We start from the raw sequence: 20516 nt of genomic DNA, 5'->3' as shown, positions 1-20516 counted from the left end.
CTAGAGCTTTGGTCATGCATACTGATCGACTGGCCTTTGCCCGATGGCGTGAATAAGTCAAAAGCTGGTGGGTATCGGTCGGCATAACTAAAGTGACTGCCCAGTGTGTGTACTACGATCAATTGTTTTTGCTGGTTTTGCTGTAACACCCGTTCAAAAGCAGGTAACAGAATATCGTCGTAAAATCCTTCTTTTTTATAACCCACAGGATTTAAATACTGCACCTGATCGGCCTCACTGGCATGCAGAGCAATGGAAGAATCATGCACTCCCAACGGACTTTGAGTCGACAACCAGGCGGTGCTAAAACCAGCTTCTTTAAAGGCGGCCACCACCGAGGTCTCGGTGGGAAAATAACGCTGATCCGTGGCACTTTTGCGCGACAGGATCACAGGCACAGACATCCGGGTCCAGGCCCAAGGGCTGACCATATTGGTGTAACTGATCAGATTTTTAGTGCCGGATAACCGCGGAGTTGTGGCTCTGTTGTAACCATTGAGCTGCAATCTGTCGGGGCGCAGGGTTTCCCCTATCACTAACACGTAAATTTGTCGTTGGGCCGGAGCATCGGTCTGGCGGGCAGAAAACTTAAATAAAGCAGTCGATTCAGCAACATCAGCCACAGCTTGTTTTTGCTTTACAAATTCGTTCAGCGCGATCAGCATATTTAACGGATAAGTGGCATGAAACTTCTCGTAACTGTAGGGCAAGGGACGCTGCACAAAGACATTTTCTTCCGGATTGCTGCGCTGTTTTGCTTTATTGATTTGCTGATATTGCCATTCATTCCAGCTCAGGCTGGCCGCTACCCCAATACAGATCAGCCAAATCACCGGCCTTAATCCCTTCTCCCACTGCCAGCGACCTTGCCAGGCACTGCGCAGCAGATACCACCACAAAAGTACAATAGCCACTACAGCCAAAGCTAAAAACAGGCCTATCCCCGTTAGATAACCCAAAGCTTCATTCAGATCGGTTTCGGCCACTATCGCCATGGCATGAGCATCGGTGCTTTTTTGATAGGTCAGTAGATAAAACACCTCCTGCGGCACCAGTAATGCGGCAGGCAATAACAACAGTAGACCCGGCCAGAAAGAGCGGAATAAAGATAACACCAACATGTAAAACCAGACTGCCGCGATCAGCTTCCACTGCAGATAGGGCACCAGATCCTGCGCAGGCCATTGCACCAGCACAGGAGATAACAACAGCAAGCCAAACACGACTAACCCAACAGCACGCAACAACGAATGCACTAACGACTGGTTCACTAAAAAGCCTCCAGGCTCAACATCAATAAACAACAGGTTTGAAAAAGTGGAATTCTGAGCGCATTTTGCAGATTTTACCAGCGCTGTTCTTCAGCCCAAACGCTGCACGGCGCTGATCGAAAAAGAGATGTAAGACCCTTCGCAACAGCCAAATAAAAAATAGCGTCACGTTCAAAGATTTTTGTTACAAATCAATGCATTTTATGCGGTTTTTGCCTCAAAAACTCATTTACAAAAGGTCTGAATTTATACTATATCTAAGACGCCTGTTTTAATGGGTACTACTAATACTTATAAAGAATGCAACTACAAAAATCCAGCTAGGAAGCAAGAAAATATGAATAATAACAAAATTATACAATTAAGCCGCTGCGCTATAGCCGTCGGTGCTGTGTTGTTGAGCGGGCAAAGTTTTGCTCAGCAAGCTCAAGACGGTGACGATGTCGAGCGTATTGCAATCACAGGCTCTCATATTAAAAGAACAGACCTCGAAGGCCCATCACCCGTCACTATTATCAGTCGCGACGATATCGACAAATCAGGTTTTGACAACCTGCAGCAGTTGCTGGAGCGTTTACCGGCAGCAGGCTCAGGCACATTCTCTACCCGGGGTAATAGTCAGGACTCAACAGCCAATGGTGCAGCCGCAGTCAGCTTAAGAGGTTTTGGTGCCGATGCAACGCTGGTGTTAATCAATGGTCGCCGTGTCGCCAGCAGTCCATTTGCCGAAGGCATAGTCAATAGCTTCGTCGACATCAACAGCATCCCTATGGCGGCGATTGAGCGCATCGATATTTTAAAAGATGGCGCTTCAGCCATTTATGGTTCTGATGCAGTCGCAGGTGTGGTGAACATTATTTTGCGTAAAGATTTCACCGGCACAGACGTCACTGCTGGTTTTGGCGGTACAACAGGCCCGAACTATGACGAAAAAACCTTTTCAACCGTCTGGGGTACTGGAGACGATAAAAGCAACGCCACGCTGATCCTGGATTACTTCAGCAACTCACAAATCGACAACTATGAATTAGGCCGTTTTGGTACATCCAATCAGGCGCCCTATGGTGGTCAGGATCTTCGTTCTTCACGCGGTTATCCAGGTCGTTTTGTTGTGGATGGCGTGGTCACTATTGATCCGGGCTGTCCTGTGGATCAGCGTGCAGGCGCAACTTGTGTCTACGATTACGGTCCATCTTCCATTGCAGTTCCGGAAGCCGAACGTATGGGCGCAATTTTGAGCATGAACCGCGACGTGAATGACTCCGTAGAGTTATTTGCAGAAATTGCAGCGCAACACAACACCTCGGCAGCAGGTGGTGCTGCAACACCATTGGATGAAGGCGCAGGTTTAACCGTACCTGGGACTCATCCAAATAATCCTTTTGGCCAGGATGTTGAAATCAGTCGTTATCGTACTGTAGATGCAGGCAACAGACGCTGGGACATTACCTCAGATACCTTGCGGGTACTGGCTGGATTACGCGGTAATATCAATAACTGGGATTGGGAAACTGCAGTCCAAAAAGGCCGTAGCGCCTCCTCTCAAACCGGTGATAAGTCACAAGGCTGGGTACGCACCGATTTCCTGCAGCAAGAAATTAATGCGGGCCGCTACAATCCTTTTGGTGGCGTACAAAACCCACAATCTGTGATTGATGCTATTACCACCAGCTTGGTACGTCGTGGTAAATCGCATATGACCTCAGCGGATGCCCGCATCAGTGGCGAACTGTTTGATGTCAGCCACGGTGCTGTCTCTCTGGCGGCCGGTGTTGAATATCGTAAAGAGGATGCCACCGATATACCGGACGATCAATTTCAGCGTGGTTTGATTTTTGGTACTGAGTCTGTCTCTGCTGCAGCCAGCCGTTCGCAAAAAGCTGCTTATGTTGAGATTTCAGTGCCGTTGCTGGAAAATCTGGAAATGCAATTGGCTGAACGTTATGACCACTACAGTGATTTTGGTGGCACAGCCAATCCCAAAGTGGCCTTCCACTTTACACCTACCGATGAGTGGTCGTTACGTGCCTCATGGAGCCAGGGCTTCCGGGCGCCATCACTGGCACAGGTAGGTTTGGGCCCTTCGCAGGAATCCCAATTCTTTGTGGATACCTTCCGCTGTCCAACCCCTGATGCCAGCAATCCGGCTTGTGCTTCTACCGACTACACCATCGTCTTTGCCGGTAACCCAAATTTAGAAGCTGAGGAATCAGAAAGCTGGAACATCGGCGCCATCTGGCAGGTCACTGAAGACTTGGATTTCAGTCTGGATATCTGGAGCATTACTCAGGACAACAAAATTGATGAAGTTCCTTTCGGTGATGTTTATGCGGCAGAATGCGGTAATCAAAACAGCACTATCTGTGTGCGTCGTGCTCCGTTACCGGGTCAGACGTTAGGTGAACTGGACAGGATCAACAACACCTTCTTTAACGTCAGCTCTCAGGAAGCAGACGGTATCGACTTATCCAGCCACTACAAGATGGACTTAGAAGGTCTGGGTAAGCTGAAGTTTAATCTGGAATACACCTACCTGAACAACTTTGAAAAAGATGGTCAGGATTACACAGGTGAATACCGTTACCCACAACACCGCTGGACTGGCACAGCAGACTGGACCTTAAACGACTGGGGCGCAGCGACAGTGCTGAGTTATATCGGCGAGTTTGAAGACACACCAGACATCGACTTTGACGGTACATTAGACTTTGAAGAAAACGAGTCACGTAAAGTGAAAGCTCAGGTTCTGGTTGATGTTCAGGGTTACTACAATCTGAACGAAAAGACCAAGATCACTATAGGTATCAATAACCTGTTTGATGAAGATCCACCATTTGCCATAGGTGATGGTGATGGCGATCTCTATGGTTACGTCACCAGTATGTACAACCCACGTGGCCAGTACATTTATGGCAAAGTGAACTATAAGTTCTAAATACCAGCATTAGCAAAGGGCCTTCGGGCCCTTTTTCAGTCACTGAGCAAGGAAAATAACTCCGCTCTGTTGCGGCCATTGCGTTTGGCCATATACAGCGCTGAATCAGCTTGTAAATACAGCTCTTCAAAGTCACTTTCGCCATGGGTTAACGCCACGCCGATAGACGTCGTTACACATAACTCAGCTATACCGGCTTTGATCGGAAAATCGGCCAGAATCACCCTGATCCGCTCTGCCACATGCAAAGCCGTTGCGGGATCAGTTTCGGATAAAAACACGGCAAATTCCTCACCGCCAATACGGCCAAATATATCGTACTCCCGCAGCGCTTTTTTGATCCTGTTGGCTGTGGCCTTCAGTACTTCGTCCCCCGCCTGATGACCATAAGTGTCGTTGACTGATTTAAAAAAATCTAAGTCCAACAGCAATAAAGCGGCAGGTTTATCCATGCGCTGACAACGGGCCAGCTCTGCTTCGACTGAATCGACAAAACAGCGGCGATTGGCCACTTTGGTCAGCTCGTCTGTTAAGGCTAACTCGCTTAAAGTCGCCACTTTGCTATGTAGTTGGTGCTCCAGCACTTTTTGTTTGGTAATTTCTTTAGCCTGGATCAGCATTTCACCTGAAGGCAGAATTTGTTCGGAGAATAAAAACCAGCGGCCATCCAGTAAATCCACTTCAAACAGCCGGAATGGATTCTGCCTGCGAAGCTGATGCGCTTGTGACAACCACTGCTCAATATCATCCGCTTCAATCCGGATCCCTTTGCGTTCAAAAAAAGCCAACCGCATCAAATCGTCAAAAGAAATCTCCTGCATTTTGCGCTGATCCTGATAAAAGATATCGCAAAACGCCTGATTGCAACCGAGCATCTTGTCATCGGCAGTTAAAATGGCATAACCGTCGTTACACACATCGATGAATTCGAGTAGCTTTTGCTGAAATTTCTGCTGAGAAAATGCCATCACAACCTCAAGCGGAAAGTGTATGGTTAAACACTAGCAGAGGGGTTACAGAGTGCCAAAGAAGATAATAAAACTTTAGTGTGATCAGGAATTTAATGAAAAAGGGGACTGAAGACGTCCCCTTGTTTTAACACGGCTCTGGTCTCTTACCAGGCCAGGCACTGAGTACTGTCTCAGCCACCTGTTTTAATTCAGCGCAGCTTGCACCGCTGGTGGCTTGTATCGCCATGCCCTGCAACACAGCCCCTATATAGCGGGCCAAAGCCGCAGGATCAGCATCTGCCGGCAAATCACCTTCGTCTTTGGCTCGTTGCAACCGGGTGCACAAAGCCGCTTCGCCGGCTCTACGCTTTATAATCAAGGCTTCTTTAACAAAAGCTGCAGACTCGCTGCAAGCCAGAGCACCCTGCACTATGACACAACCCGGTGGATTATTTGGATCAGCATTGGCACTGGCCGCACCACAGAGCATATGTTGAACGACTTCATAGGAGCTTTGTTTTTCTAGCGCCGGGTAAAAAAACGCACAGGGGCGGTTTTCGTACAACTCAATAGCTTTTAGAAATAACTGCTCTTTATTGCCAAAAGCCGCATACAAACTAGGTTTGTTGATGCCCATGGCTTCGCATAAATCAGGTAAAGATGCGCCTTCATAACCTTTGCGCCAGAAAACCTCCAGCGCCTTTTGTAAGGCCTTCTCCATGTCAAAAGCGCGCGGGCGTCCCACTGTTGGCGCTGGTGTAACCGCTGTTGCTGACATTTCAAACTCCGGATTAAAAAGGATGCCCTAGCATAAACCGCGAGGCAACACATGTCCAGTAAGGAATATTTACCATTCGGTACAATATAGTGTAAGCTAGCAACTTATCTTGACAGACCAGTTGCTTTGCCTGCTTTTGACTTTTTTATCGCGAAATAGTTTTAGGCAATGTTCAGCGGCTTTTAGATATTCAGCAAAAACGAGCGCCGTTTTATGCTGCACTCAGCTTGACAGCTCTTCGCGCAGTAGCTCCTGCTAACCATCAAACTTCGGCTTATAACCAAAGTTTTTTTGTTAAGTTCTAAAGATTCCATATTTATTTACCGGTCAGTACAAAATAACGATTGACTCCTGTCCGGACTTCTATATATTTACCGACCAGTACAAAACTAACAGATGAAACTAGTTTGTACAACAGAAGTTGAAACTAACTCTCTTTATTGATCGAACTGATTGAGGAAAATGTCATGAGCAGCAACAGCACTATTCGTACCTTTGTCTTGGGAAGCATCGCCGCCTTAGTGTTATCCGCTTGTGGCAGTCCTGAAGCCGCAGCACCGGGCGCTATGGCAGCACCGGAAATTAACGTGGCAACAGTAGTACAGGAAAAAATCACTGAGTGGGATGAGTTCACCGGCCGCTTACAAGCGCCTGAAACCGTCACTTTAGTACCACGGGTCTCAGGTTATATCGAACAGGTATTTTTCACTGAGGGTGCTTTAGTCAAACAAGGCGATCTGTTATTCCAGATTGACGCCCGTCCTTTCGCCGCTGAAGTCGCACGGCTAAAAGCTGAATTAACCAACGCCGAAACCGCACAAAAACTGGCGGATAATGATTACCGTCGCGCCGCCGCCTTAAAAAAACAACGGGCTATCTCGGAAGAAGTATTGGACACCCGGTTAAGTCGCAAGCTGCAATCAGCCGCTACCGTGGCTTCGGTCAAAGCCGCCTTGCAACGTGCTGAACTGGATTTGTCGTTCACTCAGGTGAAAGCGCCTATTTCCGGCCGGGTGTCTTATGCGCAAATCACTGCAGGTAACTTTGTGCAGGCTGGCAGCAGCCAACTGACGACCTTAGTCAGCACCAGCAAAATGTATGCGTATTTTGATGCCGATGAGCAGACCTATCTGAAATATGTGCAACTGGCCGAAGCAGGTAACAGAGCGCAGCAACGCACCGCCCATAATACGGTGTACATGGCTTTGGCTGGTGACAGTGACTTTGGTTATGTCGGCAGCATCGACTTTATCGATAACAGTATCAATGCCCAGACTGGCACTATCCGAGCCCGCGCGACCTTTGAAAACGTCGATAACAAATTAATACCTGGTTTATTCGCCCGCTTAAAACTGGTCGGCAGCAATGCGTATCAGGGTATTTTGATCGACGACAAAGCCATAGGCACAGACTTAAGCAACAAGTTTGTCTTAGTGGTGAATAACGAAAACCAGTTGGAATACCGCCCTGTCACTTTAGGTGAAAAAGTGAATGGCCTGCGCATTATCAGCAAAGGTTTGAACCCATCCGATCGGATTGTGGTGAATGGTCTGCAACGGGTACGTCCTGCCATGACAATCCAGCCTAAATTGGTCGAGATGGCAACCTCAGAGCAGTTAACCAGCTTAAGAGCTGAACAGCAGCAGTTAGAGCAAGACAGCAAGCAGGAATTAACTGCAGCTACCGAACAGGCAGAGGCTGTAAATCAGGCCGCTAATCAGGGTTAAGGAACGAATATGTTATCGCAATATTTTATCAAAAGACCTATTTTTGCCGCTGTGCTGTCGCTGCTGATTTTTATCGGTGGCGCCTTAGCCGTCTGGCAACTGCCTATTACTGAATACCCTGAGGTGGTCCCGCCTACTGTAGTAGTCACGGCCAACTATCCGGGCGCGAACCCTAAGGTCATAGCCGACACTGTAGCCTCGCCTTTGGAGCAGGAAATCAACGGTGTGGAAAACATGCTGTATATGTCGTCTCAGGCGACCTCTGACGGCCGTATGACCTTAACCATCACTTTTGCGATAGGCACAGATGTGGACCGTGCTCAGACTCAGGTACAAAGCCGGGTTGACCGGGCCAGACCCCGTCTGCCACAGGAAGTACAGCGTTTAGGCGTAGTGACAGAGAAATCTTCACCAGACTTAACCATGGTGGTGCATTTAACCTCACCGGATGACAGATACGATATGTTGTATTTGTCGAACTATGCGGCGCTGAACGTGAAAGACGAATTAGCCCGCATTGAAGGTGTAGGTGCTGTACGTTTATTTGGTGCCAGCGAATACAGCTTACGTATCTGGCTGGACCCGAATAAAGTCTCGGCTGTGGGTTTATCCCCGGCTCAGGTTTTAACTGCTATCCGTGAACAGAACCAACAGGCCGCGGCCGGTTCTTTAGGCGCTCAGCCTGCCGGCGACAGTGATTTCCAGATTCTGATCAACGTCAAAGGCCGTTTAACCACAGAGCAGGAATTTGCTGACATTATCGTCAAAGTGGGTGAAAACGGCGAAGTCACCCGTGTCCGTGATATTGGCCGGGTCGAATTAGGTGCTCAGTCTTATGCACTGCGCTCTTTGCTGAATAACAAAGATGCCGTGGCTATTCCTATTTTCCAGGCGTCGGGCTCTAATGCGATTCAGATTTCGGATGATGTGCGCGCCACTATGGCTGAATTGTCGAAAAGTTTCCCTGAAGGTTTAACCTACGACATCGTCTACGACCCAACCGTTTTTGTGCGTGGTTCTATTGAAGCTGTGGTCAAAACCTTGCTGGAGGCTATCTTACTGGTGGTGCTGGTGGTGGTGCTCTTCCTGCAAACCTGGCGTGCCTCGATTATTCCGTTAGTGGCTGTGCCTGTATCTTTGGTCGGTACCTTTGCTTTTATGCATATGCTGGGCTTTTCATTAAACGCTTTATCTTTATTTGGCTTAGTGTTGGCCATAGGTATAGTAGTGGATGACGCCATAGTGGTAGTAGAAAACGTCGAGCGGAATATTGCCGATGGCTTATCTCCTATGGCCGCTACGCAAAAAGCCATGAAAGAAGTGACAGGCCCTATAGTTGCGACCACTTTGGTCTTGGCTGCGGTGTTTATTCCTACAGCCTTTATGTCGGGTTTAACTGGCCAGTTTTATAAGCAATTTGCCTTAACTATTACCATCTCCACTTTTATTTCAGCGCTGAACTCTTTGACCTTAAGCCCGGCTTTATCAGCTCTGCTGTTAAAACCTCATGGCGCCAAGCCTGATGCCTTAACCCGTGGTTTAAACAAAGCCTTTGGCAGTTGGTTATTTAACCCTTTTAACCGTCTGTTTAACAGAGCGTCCAAAGGCTACGGCCTGATGGTGCGTAAAGTGATTCGGTTCGGTGGCATTATCGGTATTCTGTACATTGGTTTAGTGGGTCTGACTGCAGTACAGTTCCAGCAAACTCCTACAGGTTATGTGCCTGGTCAGGACAAACAGTACTTAGTGGCTTTTGCGCAGTTACCAGACGCGTCGTCTTTAGACAGAACTGAAGCTGTGATTAAAGAAATGTCCCGTATTGCGGCTGAACATCCGGGTGTAGCGAACTCGATTTCCTTCCCAGGCTTGTCGATCAACGGTTTTACCAACAGCCCAAGCGCAGGCATTGTGTTTGTCGGTTTGGATGACTTCGATCAAAGAACCTCACCAGAGTTATCAGGCAATGCGATAGCAGCAGCGTTAAACCAGAAGTTTGCCGGTATTCAGGACGCCTTTATTGCGATATTCCCACCACCACCGGTTCAGGGTTTGGGTACCATAGGCGGTTTCCGTTTGCAAATTCAGGACAGAGCCAACTTAGGTTATGAAGAACTGGCCGCTGTGACTATGCAGGTGATGCAAAAAGCCTGGGCTACGCCAGAACTGGCCGGTGTGTTCTCCAGTTATCAGGTGAATGTACCTCAACTGGATTTAGAAGTGGACCGGACCAAAGCCAAACAACAAGGTGTGAACCTGGATGAGATATTCCAGACGCTGCAGGTTTATATGGGCTCAGCTTATGTCAACGACTTCAACCAGTTTGGCCGGACTTATCAGGTGAATGTGCAAGCGGATCAACAATTCCGTCAGGACCCTGAACAAATTCGTCAGCTCAAAGTACGCAACAACGCCGGTGAAATGATCCCGCTGGGCTCTTTCATCAACGTCAAACATTCTGCTGGCCCTGACCGTGTGATGCACTACAACGGTTACACCACAGCAGAAATTAACGGTGGCCCTGCTGCAGGTTACAGCACAGGCGAAGCTCAGGCTGCTATTGAAAAAATTCTGGCGGAAACCTTACCTCAAGGTATGACCTACGAGTGGACAGAACTGACCTACCAGCAAATTCTGGCTGGTAATGCAGAGCTGCTGATCTTCCCCTTGGTGATCCTGCTGGTGTTTATGGTATTGGCAGCTCAGTACGAAAGCTTAACTTTACCACTGGCTATTATCCTGATTGTGCCTATGACCTTGTTGTCGGCCATGACAGGTGTCTGGATCTATGGCGGTGATAACAACATCTTCACCCAGATAGGCCTGATAGTGCTGGTGGGGCTGGCAACGAAAAACGCCATCTTAATAGTCGAATTTGCCAAAGAGTTGCAGGACCACGGCATGAAGACGATGGATGCGATTCTCGAAGCTGCCCGCTTACGTCTGCGTCCGATTTTAATGACCTCCATCGCCTTTATTATGGGTGTGGTGCCTATGGTGTTCTCAAGCGGAGCAGGTGCAGAAATGCGTCAGGCCATGGGGGTGGCTGTATTCGCGGGCATGATCGGTGTCACTGTGTTCGGTCTGATTTTAACACCACTGTTTTATTACGCTCTGGCCAAACGCCGTGACCGCCAACTGGCGCAACACCATGCAACTGCAACCACTGAGGAGACTCATCATGCATAAAACGCTTCGCTTGACAGCCATTAGTGTGGCCTTAGCCTCCCTGTTATTAGGCTGTGCTGCGGTTGGGCCAAGTTATGCGGCGCCTGCGGCAGCGAATCAAGTCCCACTGCCTGTTCAATACAGAGCAGCGGATAAAGCTCACCACTGGTGGCAACAGTTTAACGATCCGGTATTAAGCCAGTTGATTGAAAAAGCGCTGCTGAATAATCAAACCTTGGCTGCAGCAGAAGCCAACGTAAAACGTGCTTATGCCGCCTTTGAAGACAGCGACAATGCTGGCCTGCCTCGTCTGGACATCACGGCGAGTCAGCAAAACAATCAGGTGCCGGACAGTGCAACAGTAGATGCCGGCCAAATTCAGCGCCAGGCAAACTTTGGCGGGGCGTTGAGCTGGGATTTAGATTTATTTGGCAAACTGCGCCGCGCTGCTGAAGCCGCCAACGCCAGAGCTCAGGGTGCAGAGCTGGCCTGGCAAGAGGCTAAAGTACAATTATTAGCTCAGGTCGCCGCCAGTTATGGCGACTACCGCGGTGCTGAATTGCGTCTGACGGTGGCCGAACAAAACCTGGGGAATTTACGTCGCACTAAGCAGATTATTCTGGCGCGTCGTGATGCAGGTTTCGCTTCCGATCTGGAAATCAGCCGTATCGACGCGCAGATGTATCAGTTACAAAGCACAATACCGCAACACCAGTTTGCCAAAGCTCAGGCGAGTGCCACGCTGGCAGCGCTGGTGGCGCAACCGGCTGAACAGTTTGTGCTGGACAGTGCCTTAGTAAAAAATCGCCCAGAGGCATTGCCTGAATTAAACAAACCTCTGTCTTTTGCCAATCAGCACAACTACTTAAAGTTCAGAACTGATGTGGCAGTGGCCGAACGTGAACTGGCGGCCAGCACCGCAGATATCGGAGTAGCGACAGCAGAGTTGTATCCTGAAGTGTCTGTCAGTGGCTTTTTAGGCTTTATTTCCAGCCCAGGCCTGAGCCTGGGTTCACAAAACGAAGCCTGGAGTATAGCGCCGAGTTTACGCTGGCAAGCGACAGAATTGAGCTCTATACAGTCACGCATCCGGGGAGCTGAAGCGACACAACAAATGGCTTTTGCCCGCTTCCAGCAAACGGTATTTGATGCACTGGCGCAAATGCAAAGCTCGCTACAAGGCTACAGAACCAGCCGGGAGCAACAGTTAAGTGCCCAGCAGCAAGTCGCAGCAACAGAACAGGCCGTGCAACTGACCCGGGCTCAATACGAAGCTGGTACTACGGAATTTCTGGACTTGCTGGACGCTGAGCGCGAGTGGTTAGCTGCCCGCGATCAGCAAGCTGTGCTGTCAGTCCAAAGCTTTCAGCGTTTAGTCTCTGTCTACCGCGCTTTTGCAGGGGGTTTAGAGCTCACAGAGTCAGAGCCATTGGCTCTGAACCAGAAATCAGCTATCGCTGCCAATAGAAAGTAGCAGTTATCGGATGTAAAGCTGATTCGCAGCTTAACCATGGTACCAAAGGTCAGAGCCAAGGCTCTGACCGACCATTCACTTTTTGGGCGTCTGGTTAGTCCCATTTCCCAACGGACGCCCCTTTTTCTCTCTTCAGCTTTATGCCAGTCATCGCACAACTATTGATAACCATTCTTATCCGCATTAGTATTAAGTATATTTTCGTCTATGGCTGATTAAGGTTGATACTGCGGTGTTTAAGCTCAAACAACGTTTTTGGTTTTTGTTGCATGGCTGGGTAGGTTTACCTGTCTGGTTAATTTTTTGTGCTGTATGTGTAACGGGCACTATTGCGGTGTTTAGCCATGAACTGACCTGGCTGACCAATCCAAACGCCAGAGCGGAGAATCCACAAAATCTGCCGCTGAAACCTGCAAATGAACTGATAGCCGCCGTTAAAGCTGAAGTACCAGATGCCGAAGTAGGCAGCGTGATGGTGATGGAACCTTATTTGGTGAACGCTGTGATCTTCTCTACAGCGAAAGCTCCTTTTGGCATAGCTTATGTCAATCAGTACACGGGCAAAGTACAGGAGCTGAACTATGGCATGAACTTCATCACCTTTATGCGTTCGTTACATGGCTGGTTATTGTTCCCATGGCAAAGCAGCTACAGCGTCGGGTACTATCTGGTTAGTGGTATGGCGATACTGATGCTGGTGTCATTAATCACAGGTTTAGTGATTTACAAAAACTTCTGGAAATCTTTTACCCAGCCTAAGGTACGCTTTCATCAAGGCCGTAAAACTTTACTCACTGATTTACACCGTCTGGCAGGGGTTTGGTCGATCTGGTTTTTACTGGTGATGAGTCTGACCGGCTTGTGGTATCTGCTGCAGGCGATTTTATGGCATAACGATATTGAGTTTTACCATGAACCAAACATTCTGACAGCGGCTGAAGTGCCTGGTGCAGGACAAAAACAGATCCCACCCTATTCGCTGGAAGACGCGCTGATCATCGCTAAACAAACCTTGCCAGAGCTACAACCGGCTTACATTATGATGCCGGAGCACAACAGAGACCTGTATCGAATTTCAGGTTCCGGTGATTCGGTCTTCTTCGATCAGTATTCTTATACAGTGTTTGTCAATCCCTGGACAGGTGCAGTCACTGATGTACACACCCCAGCGCAAATGTCTGGTCTTGAAGTCATCAGTCATATCGCAGATCCACTGCATTACGGCACCATAGGCGGTATCTGGACCAAAGTGATCTGGTTCCTGTTTGGTTTATTGTTATCTGGTATGTCGATAACCGGCTTTATGATTTGGGGCAGCCGCACGATCAAAGCTGCCCGCGCAGAGCCTGTCACCAGTTACACTACTTCAGAGGTCAATTCCTGATGGCACAACGTTCAGACAACTGGTGGCAACGTAATAAATTCAAACTCAATGGTCTGGTATTAATTCTGCCTTTCTGGTTTTTATATGAGGCCATGAACCCGGTGTTTCCGAAGTCCTGGCCGACACAGACCATTGGTCCTTTTACAGTAACACCCACTCCACTCACCAATGACGCGCCTTACCAGCATCACGGCGATTGGGTAAAAGATTTCAGCCTGCAGTTTTGCGAAGGTTGTGTTGCAAATATTCGTCAGGCTTATATGGCAATAGCAGCAGAGCAACCTGCACTTGAAGACTTTGCCGAAACAGATCTGAGTATTTTGCACGGCAGCTCTTTTGCTCAGCATGTGCATGCCAAAGCGACTGCACAGCCTAAGGCCGGTGACAAGGTCTGGTTACTGATTGAGGACTGGCAGGGCAAATTACATGTTGGCTCCTGGGACTGGCCACAGTCTTAGCAGCAAAGGCGCGGAGTCAGAGACAACTCGAAGGCTTGATTTGACTCCGTGCTGAATTAACTTTTGTTACAATCCTAAGCACACATTAACCAGCCAAAGCGTTACACTCAGACAGCGTCTTTTATGAGGTTGGTTATGAAACTGTTTTGGTTCGCACTGTTGCTTTTCTACCAAGGCCAAAGCATGGCGCAAAGCTGGCCTGGCTTTGCCACACAACAATCTTGCCTCGCACTCTATCCTGATTATCAGCATCTGGTGCAACAGGCCCGTCAACAGACTCCCTGGTATAGTCTGGATTATTGGTTAGCTCCCTGGTTATTGCCGGAACAGCAGTTTGAACGTACCCAACAACAGCTAGATTGCGCCCAACTGGAATACCACTCGGACCAATTTTTAGTCCAAGCCTGGGGGCTGCAGCCCAAAGCGACAGCATCACAAAAATGGCCTGTGATTATTTACAACAGAGGCGGTAATTCTGCTTTAGGCCGACTGGACTTTGTTTCGGTGTTACGTCAACTCAGTCCTTTGGCACAACAAGGTTTTATTGTGCTGGCCAGCCAATACCGGGGCTCGGTCCCACAAAACCAACAAACTTATGGCAAAGATCAGTTCGGCGGTGCCGACGTCCGGGATATTCATCAACTGATTGAACTGGCCAAGAAGCTGCCGGGGGCAGATGCTGAGAATATTTTTTTATACGGTATCAGCAGAGGAGGCATAATGAGTTATCTCACCGCCCGTCAACGCGATGATATCCGGGCTATTGCTGTCACTGGCACACCGACCGATCTGGTGACAGAACTACCTCGCCTGCCTGAAATGGAACTTGTGTTCCGTAGCCTGATCCCTGACTACGATCAACACAAAGTCAGAGAGTTAAAACAACGTTCAGTTCTGTATTGGGCGGAAGAACTGCCTGCCACCTTGCCTGTGCTGCTGATGTACGGAGAAAAGGATCAAAGAGTGCACCCGGACAATGCCAAACGCCTGGCCGCCAAACTGACAGAGCTGCAACGTCCGGTTAAACTCATCGAGTTTCCCGACGCCGATCACTTATTAACAGACTACAAAGAACAGGAGCGCCAAGCCATGCTGCATTGGTTTCGTCAGCACCAGCTTCACAGTCAAAAGCCAGTGGCTGCGCCCTAACTGGCCATCTCTGCTCTGTCCCGTCCCAGAGCTTTTGCTTTATACAACGCCTGATCCGCGCGTTGTAGCAACTGATCCAACGCGCTTTCTGCCGTGCTTGCAATACCGATACTTAAACTGCTGACTAAGCCAGACTGCCGCATTCGCTGTTTAAATTCCTGTTGTACCCGCACAGCTAAATGCAGCAAGCCCTCTGCATCAGTATCAGTCGCGGCTAACACAAACTCATCGCCACCTAAACGACAGGCAATGTCACTTTGTCGGGCGACCGCGGCCAGCACCTGAGCCAACTGCTGCAGCGCCAGATCACCGGTTTCGTGACCATGTTGATCATTAAGCTGCTTGAACTCATCGATATCGATCATCATTAACGCCAGTGCGCTGCCTTCGTTCTCTGCATCGAGCAGATACTGTTCAAATTTGGTCTGAAAGGCGCGACGATTATCCAGCCCGGTTAAAGCATCGGTATGCGCCAGAGTCTCCATTTGCTGGGCCTGCAGATACAGCTTATCTATGGTTTTTTCCGCCACCTTTACCCGTTTTTGTTGCAATTGCATCTGCTGGTCCAACGCCAGTTGATAAGCCATGGCGTCGGCAATCAGTTTCAGGCTGGTTAAGGTATGCTGTTGGATATGCACAGGCTCAGTGCTGGCGCCACACAAAGTTCCCAGCGTTTTCCCTTCCGACAGCACAGGGATCGCAAAAAAAGTTTGCATACCTAAAGTAGCACCGGCGGAGCCTGGAAATGCGGTGGGAACAGCCGCTGAGTAGCTGAGTTTGGCGTCAAATAACACTCGACACATAGAATCGGACCAGTTTACAACCGAACCTTCCTCTATAGGCAGGTGCAAAGGCCCTTCCACTAAAATCACTTGCTGAGTCAGTGCATTCCAGTCAATACGGGTTAAAAAGGTTTTGTCCAGCCCGGTCAAATGCTGCACCAGCAATAACAAAGGCCGGGCGGCTTGCTCAAGCGCTACACTGGTATAACTTTGTTGTTGTGTCATAACTACTCTGACTGGCTGCAGGACTTAGTATCCGTTGTAGCACTGTTTTCCTCTACAGGTGAAATTTATACGTAATTATTACTGTGCAAGAGCAAATAAATTCAAATTATTTTTTACAGACTGCCGAATTGATGCAGGCGACTTTGACTACTGATGTCAATCAACCTGATGATGAGCTGCGGCTGATTTTTACCTGCTGTCATCCGGCTTTATCCATCGAAGCACAAATTGCACCAATCTTACGCGAAATCTGCGGCTTAACCACAGAGCAAATTGCCAAAGCCTTCTTAACCAGCCCTGCCAGCATAGCTCAGCCTCTAGCGCAGGCGAAACACAAAGTCAGTGACACCGCTATCCGCTATGAAATTCCCACCGTAGAGCAATTACCAGAGCGGCTGGATGCGGTGCTGAAGCTGATTGATCTGCTGTTTATTTATCTACTGTTTAATGCAGGCTACAGCCAAAGCTCAGGCGATAAATTGTTAGGTGCAGAGTTATCAGATTAAGCCATCTGACTGGGGTTTTTATTACTGAAGCTGCAAAGCGGTGAACTGGCGCAGTATCACCTGCTCGACGCCGCCTTAGCCAAGCTGCATCAACAGCCTGGTCAGACAGAACAAGCACAGCTTTATTACCAGCAAGCACTGAACAAAACCAACCAACAGGCGGCGCAAAGGTTTTTACCAAAGCGTTTTCAGGCTACACTGACAAAACCAGATTGACTCCGGAACTAAGCCCATGACAAATCAGATAAATAGCGCCTTTGCGTCTTTAAATGACCGTGCTTTGGTACATCATAGCAGCTATATTTCCGGACAATTTCACCCCGGCCGCACCGGTCATTTTGCAGTACACAATCCAGCGGACGGCAGCTTGCTGGCTTTGGTCGCCGAAGCAGGAAGCACAGAAACAGAACAGGCTATTGCTGCAGCCGCTGCAGCATTTTCTGCATGGTCAGGTGCTACCGCTGCGCAGCGCTCGGCTTTGCTGATGCGCTGGTATCAGTTAATGCAGCAGCATCAGCACGACTTAGCCCGTATTTTAACGCTGGAGCAAGGTAAACCTTTGACGGAGGCCATGGGCGAAATCAACTACGGCGCCTCTTTTGTCAGTTGGTTTGCTGAAGAAGCCAAACGTATGAATGGCGATATCATTCCCGCTGCTGCAACTGATCAGCAAATACTGGTACTCAAGCAAGCCATAGGGGTTGTGGCTGCTATCACGCCGTGGAATTTCCCCAATGCGATGATTTTACGTAAAGCCGCCGCCGCTTTAGCTGCGGGATGTACTTTTGTGGTTAAACCGTCGGAGTTGACGCCTTTATCGGCTTTGGCTCTGGCAGAGCTGGCGACCCGTGCCGGTATTCCGGCTGGTGTGTTTAATGTAGTCACAGGCACAGACGCCAAAGCCATAGGCCAGGTGCTCACCAAAGACAGTCGCGTCGCCAAATTCAGTTTTACCGGTTCCACCCCTGTCGGCAAAACCTTGTTAGCGCAATGCGCTTCGACCGTAAAAAAAGTTTCGATGGAGCTGGGAGGAAATGCGCCTTTTATTGTGTTTGACGATGCCGATTTAGCTTCAGCAGTACAGGGTTTACTGGCAGCGAAATTTCGCAATGCCGGGCAAACTTGTGTCTGCGTCAATAGGGTGTTTGTACAGCGGCCCGTGTACGATGCCTTTTTAGCCCAGTTGATTCAAGCTACAGCTCCACTGAAACTAGCCAACGGTTTAGAAACGGGTTGCCAGATAGGTCCGCTGATTAACCAGACTGCTGTGGATAAAATCGCCCGTTTGTTGGATCAGGCGCTCGACCAAGGCGCTGAATTGCTATTAGGTGGTGCTATTGATGCCGACCTGGGCCCGCTATTTTTCCAGCCTACTATCATCACAGAGGTCACTCCGGCAATGCGCATCAGTCAGACCGAGATTTTTGGTCCTGTGCTTTGTATTAGTCTGTTTGATACAGAGCAAGAAGTGATAGAGCTTGCTAATAATACACCCACAGGCCTCGCCAGCTATTTCTACAGCCGCGATATAGGCCGGATTTTCCGTGTCGCCAAAGCGCTGCACTACGGTATGATAGGTATCAATGAAGCTTCGATCTCCAATGCTGCCGCCCCTTTTGGCGGTGTGAAAGAGTCAGGTTTAGGCCGTGAAGGCTCCAGTTATGGCCTGGATGATTTTACTGAGTTGAAGTATTTGTGTTTAGGTGGATTGGGCTGAGGAGAAAACCCCAGCCCGGCGCAGGTCAGCAACTCATCAATGCAATACATCCACCAGCACATCTGCAATGACAGCCGTAGCTATCGACACCAGGAGTAAATCCGTGCCCACAGCTTGCCACTCATAGCCCTGATGCTGCGGTAACTGAGCTATCATGGCTGCCGGAACAGATTGTTTGGCAAGTCCCGGCGGCAAAGGTTTACCTTTGGCTAAGTTCTTGCGAATACCGGGTGGCAAAGCGGTTTGGCCTGTCATCTGATAACGCTCGGCCACAGTCCGGGCCTCGGTCAGACTGATGCCAGCGCTAACCGTCACAGCCGCTGGGTTGAATTCAGCAACTTTTTGTTTCCCCTGCTGCTTCTGCTGTTTTTCCGCCGCTTTGGCTTTATGCTGATGATCGTTGTCAGCATCAGCCGCAGTCACGGTTTGTGTTAATAAGGGTGCAATTAAAGCCACCCATAAGGTCATTCGTGCATTCATGCTAGTCAGCCTCGCTGTTATAGTTGCCCTTTAGCATAGCCAATGAAACTGGATCCCGGCTGAATGACACAATGCAGTGCTTGAACAGAGGCTCCCCTCCAGAACAATGCGGATCAAACCAAGACCAATCTGTCACACGAGATAAGGATCCAATAACTGCCTGACATTGACTCTGGCTTTTAGCCGGGCAGCCAACAGATAGAAGCCCGCCATTTTACGATGCAAAAAGATGGCCGCTACCGGCGGTGTATGCCAGTAATTCTGTTGCATACTCAAAGCAGTACCGGCTTTACGCACTCGCTGTGCCAAATCGGTCTGACCAAAGGCATAAGCCCTATTCTGCTGCACAGGCTCAGAAATAAGTTGCACCAGCGCCAGAATGGCTTGTTTTTGTGCAGGCAGTATATCCTGACTAAAAAAACCAATCTGACGCATCGCCTGCTCCATCTCCACCATATCGTGCCGCACTGCAGCCCTGAGTAACAACCGATAACCCAGGCTGATCTGCTCCGGATAATCACGGCAAGCACCAAAATCCAGCAGTACCAGTTTGGCAGTTCCTGGCTGGTACAGGTAGTTGGCAAAATTAGGATCGGTTTGCACCAGCTTAAATTCGAAAATCTCTCTGAATAACAAAGCAAAAAGCTGTGTCATCGCCCGATCACGCACCTCTTGTGGATATTGTTCCAGCGATTCGATGGGCACGGCATCGACAAAACTCATGGTCATCAGTCGTGAGGTACAAAGTTCAGGGTACAACTGCGGCAAAACGAAGTGGTCATCACCGGCCAGTAAAGTACGGTAACGCTGCAAATAGGCCGCCTCCTGCACATAATCGGCTTCCTGATGCAACTGCAGTTTAGCCTCTTCAAGCAAAGCACGATAATCCACCCCATCAGGCAGCAGACCACTGATTTTCAACAGCATAGCCACGTTATCCACATCGCTGTCGATGCTTTGCCGAACGCCAGGATACTGCACCTTCACCGCCAGCTTCTGACCCTTGTCATGGTGTGCCAGATGCACTTGACCAATAGAGGCGGCAGCCATCGGAACGAATGTAAATTGTGAGAAATGCTGTTGCCACTGTTCACCTAATTCGGTGCGCAATACCAGTGCCAGTTCTTTCGGTAACATAGGGTTGGCATTCGAACGCAGCCTTGCCAGTATCTCAGCCAGTTCTGCAGGCAGCAGATCACCGGCATCCATCGACAATAACTGCCCCACTTTCATCGCAGCACCACGCAACTGTGCCAGCTTATCAGTGACCCGCATTAAATTCGCAGGCGTGAGTAACAAGTCTTTGGCCTTTGGGCTCTGCCCCTGAGCCAACTGTTTGGCGCCATTGACCAGCACTGAACCGGCAATACGGCCGGCCAGAGAGGCCAGTCCACCCAATCGAGCCAAAGGTTGTCGTGGTAATTTGGTAGATTTGTCGTTCATAACAGTATGACAGAACAGAAGAGGTGGTGACTATACGTAGACAGATTGAAAACAGCCCAGCTTTGGTGATGA

At 49.2% G+C, this 20516-nt stretch carries 15 protein-coding genes; 9 read left to right on the top strand and 6 right to left on the bottom strand.

Translation table 11 applies throughout. The features are described from left to right. The coding region (locus tag SD53_RS09240) for a phosphoethanolamine transferase family protein (protein ID WP_131647778.1) at positions 1–1271 on the bottom strand (1271 nt) is incomplete at its 3' end. Between the two features lie 337 nt (positions 1272–1608). Between SD53_RS09240 and SD53_RS09235 the strand changes: the two genes are divergently transcribed. Further along, positions 1609–4206 (top strand): TonB-dependent receptor, encoded by a 2598-nt coding sequence (locus SD53_RS09235; protein ID WP_046519947.1) that lies wholly within the window; start codon positions 1609–1611, stop codon positions 4204–4206. Positions 4207–4241: 35 nt separating this feature from the next. Here SD53_RS09235 and SD53_RS09230 read toward each other — a convergent pair whose 3' ends face one another. Both SD53_RS09230 and SD53_RS09225 read right to left on the bottom strand, forming a co-directional pair. Beyond that, complete coding sequence (locus SD53_RS09230) at positions 4242–5174, bottom strand: GGDEF domain-containing protein (protein WP_046519946.1); 933 nt, start codon at positions 5172–5174, stop codon at positions 4242–4244. 127 nt (positions 5175–5301) lie between these two features. After that, positions 5302–5934: a TetR/AcrR family transcriptional regulator gene (locus tag SD53_RS09225; RefSeq protein WP_046519945.1), complete on the bottom strand. Its 633-nt coding sequence runs from the start codon at positions 5932–5934 to the stop codon at positions 5302–5304. A gap of 467 nt (positions 5935–6401) precedes the next feature. Here SD53_RS09225 and SD53_RS09220 point away from each other — a divergent pair, with 467 nt between their 5' ends. The 6 genes from SD53_RS09220 to SD53_RS09195 all read left to right on the top strand — a co-directional run bounded on the left by SD53_RS09220 (position 6402) and on the right by SD53_RS09195 (position 15291). Continuing rightward, positions 6402–7661 carry an efflux RND transporter periplasmic adaptor subunit gene (locus tag SD53_RS09220; protein WP_046519944.1) on the top strand — a complete coding sequence of 420 codons (1260 nt, stop codon included), beginning with the start codon at positions 6402–6404 and terminating at the stop codon, positions 7659–7661. Between the two features lie 9 nt (positions 7662–7670). Further along, complete coding sequence (locus SD53_RS09215; RefSeq protein ID WP_046519943.1) at positions 7671–10847, top strand: efflux RND transporter permease subunit; 3177 nt, start codon at positions 7671–7673, stop codon at positions 10845–10847. Then, positions 10840–12300, top strand: a complete 1461-nt coding sequence (locus tag SD53_RS09210) for an efflux transporter outer membrane subunit (protein ID WP_046519942.1) — start codon at positions 10840–10842, stop codon at positions 12298–12300. The genes SD53_RS09215 and SD53_RS09210 overlap by 8 nt, the downstream gene beginning before the upstream one ends. Positions 12301–12532: 232 nt before the next feature. After that, positions 12533–13684 carry a PepSY-associated TM helix domain-containing protein gene (locus tag SD53_RS09205; RefSeq protein ID WP_046519941.1) on the top strand — a complete coding sequence of 384 codons (1152 nt, stop codon included), beginning with the start codon at positions 12533–12535 and terminating at the stop codon, positions 13682–13684. Beyond that, positions 13684–14142: a PA2404 family protein gene (locus SD53_RS09200; protein WP_046519940.1), complete on the top strand. Its 459-nt coding sequence runs from the start codon at positions 13684–13686 to the stop codon at positions 14140–14142. Before SD53_RS09205 ends, SD53_RS09200 begins: the two co-directional genes overlap by 1 nt. Before the next feature lie 135 nt (positions 14143–14277). Then, complete coding sequence (locus SD53_RS09195; RefSeq protein ID WP_157850014.1) at positions 14278–15291, top strand: alpha/beta hydrolase family protein; 1014 nt, start codon at positions 14278–14280, stop codon at positions 15289–15291. Here the strand turns inward: SD53_RS09195 and SD53_RS18020 are convergent. Then, positions 15288–16298 carry a sensor domain-containing diguanylate cyclase gene (locus SD53_RS18020; RefSeq protein ID WP_052749325.1) on the bottom strand — a complete coding sequence of 337 codons (1011 nt, stop codon included), beginning with the start codon at positions 16296–16298 and terminating at the stop codon, positions 15288–15290. The two genes, SD53_RS09195 and SD53_RS18020, sit on opposite strands and share 4 nt — an antisense overlap. A 143-nt stretch (positions 16299–16441) precedes the next feature. Between SD53_RS18020 and SD53_RS09185 the strand changes: the two genes are divergently transcribed. Continuing rightward, positions 16442–16804, top strand: coding sequence for an RNA polymerase sigma factor (locus SD53_RS09185; RefSeq protein WP_125060855.1), 363 nt, complete (start codon positions 16442–16444; stop codon positions 16802–16804). Positions 16805–17036: 232 nt separating this feature from the next. After that, complete coding sequence (locus SD53_RS09180; protein WP_046519938.1) at positions 17037–18521, top strand: NAD-dependent succinate-semialdehyde dehydrogenase; 1485 nt, start codon at positions 17037–17039, stop codon at positions 18519–18521. A 36-nt stretch (positions 18522–18557) separates the two neighbouring features. On the opposite strand, the gene SD53_RS09175 is transcribed toward SD53_RS09180, so the two are convergent. Continuing rightward, positions 18558–18989, bottom strand: a complete 432-nt coding sequence (locus SD53_RS09175) for an anti-virulence regulator CigR family protein (protein WP_052749324.1) — start codon at positions 18987–18989, stop codon at positions 18558–18560. A gap of 144 nt (positions 18990–19133) precedes the next feature. Further along, positions 19134–20444, bottom strand: a complete 1311-nt coding sequence (locus SD53_RS09170; protein WP_046519936.1) for an ABC1 kinase family protein — start codon at positions 20442–20444, stop codon at positions 19134–19136. Positions 20445–20516 lie beyond the last annotated feature (72 nt).

This window comes from Rheinheimera mesophila (genome assembly GCF_000986865.1).
Classification (GTDB): Bacteria; Pseudomonadota; Gammaproteobacteria; order Enterobacterales; family Alteromonadaceae; genus Pararheinheimera; species Pararheinheimera mesophila.
The sequence above is the reverse complement of the archived record's forward strand: the minus strand, read 5'-3'. Positions and strand labels throughout refer to the sequence as shown.

Coding starts and splice junctions, on each gene's coding strand:
- SD53_RS09235 (WP_046519947.1), top strand. CDS start 1,609: ATGAATAATAACAAAATTATACAATTAAGCCGCTGCGCTATAGCCGTC.
- SD53_RS09230 (WP_046519946.1), bottom strand. CDS start 5,174: ATGGCATTTTCTCAGCAGAAATTTCAGCAAAAGCTACTCGAATTCATC.
- SD53_RS09225 (WP_046519945.1), bottom strand. CDS start 5,934: ATGTCAGCAACAGCGGTTACACCAGCGCCAACAGTGGGACGCCCGCGC.
- SD53_RS09220 (WP_046519944.1), top strand. CDS start 6,402: ATGAGCAGCAACAGCACTATTCGTACCTTTGTCTTGGGAAGCATCGCC.
- SD53_RS09215 (WP_046519943.1), top strand. CDS start 7,671: ATGTTATCGCAATATTTTATCAAAAGACCTATTTTTGCCGCTGTGCTG.
- SD53_RS09210 (WP_046519942.1), top strand. CDS start 10,840: ATGCATAAAACGCTTCGCTTGACAGCCATTAGTGTGGCCTTAGCCTCC.
- SD53_RS09200 (WP_046519940.1), top strand. CDS start 13,684: ATGGCACAACGTTCAGACAACTGGTGGCAACGTAATAAATTCAAACTC.
- SD53_RS09195 (WP_157850014.1), top strand. CDS start 14,278: ATGAAACTGTTTTGGTTCGCACTGTTGCTTTTCTACCAAGGCCAAAGC.
- SD53_RS18020 (WP_052749325.1), bottom strand. CDS start 16,298: ATGACACAACAACAAAGTTATACCAGTGTAGCGCTTGAGCAAGCCGCC.
- SD53_RS09180 (WP_046519938.1), top strand. CDS start 17,037: ATGACAAATCAGATAAATAGCGCCTTTGCGTCTTTAAATGACCGTGCT.
- SD53_RS09175 (WP_052749324.1), bottom strand. CDS start 18,989: ATGACCTTATGGGTGGCTTTAATTGCACCCTTATTAACACAAACCGTG.
- SD53_RS09170 (WP_046519936.1), bottom strand. CDS start 20,444: ATGAACGACAAATCTACCAAATTACCACGACAACCTTTGGCTCGATTG.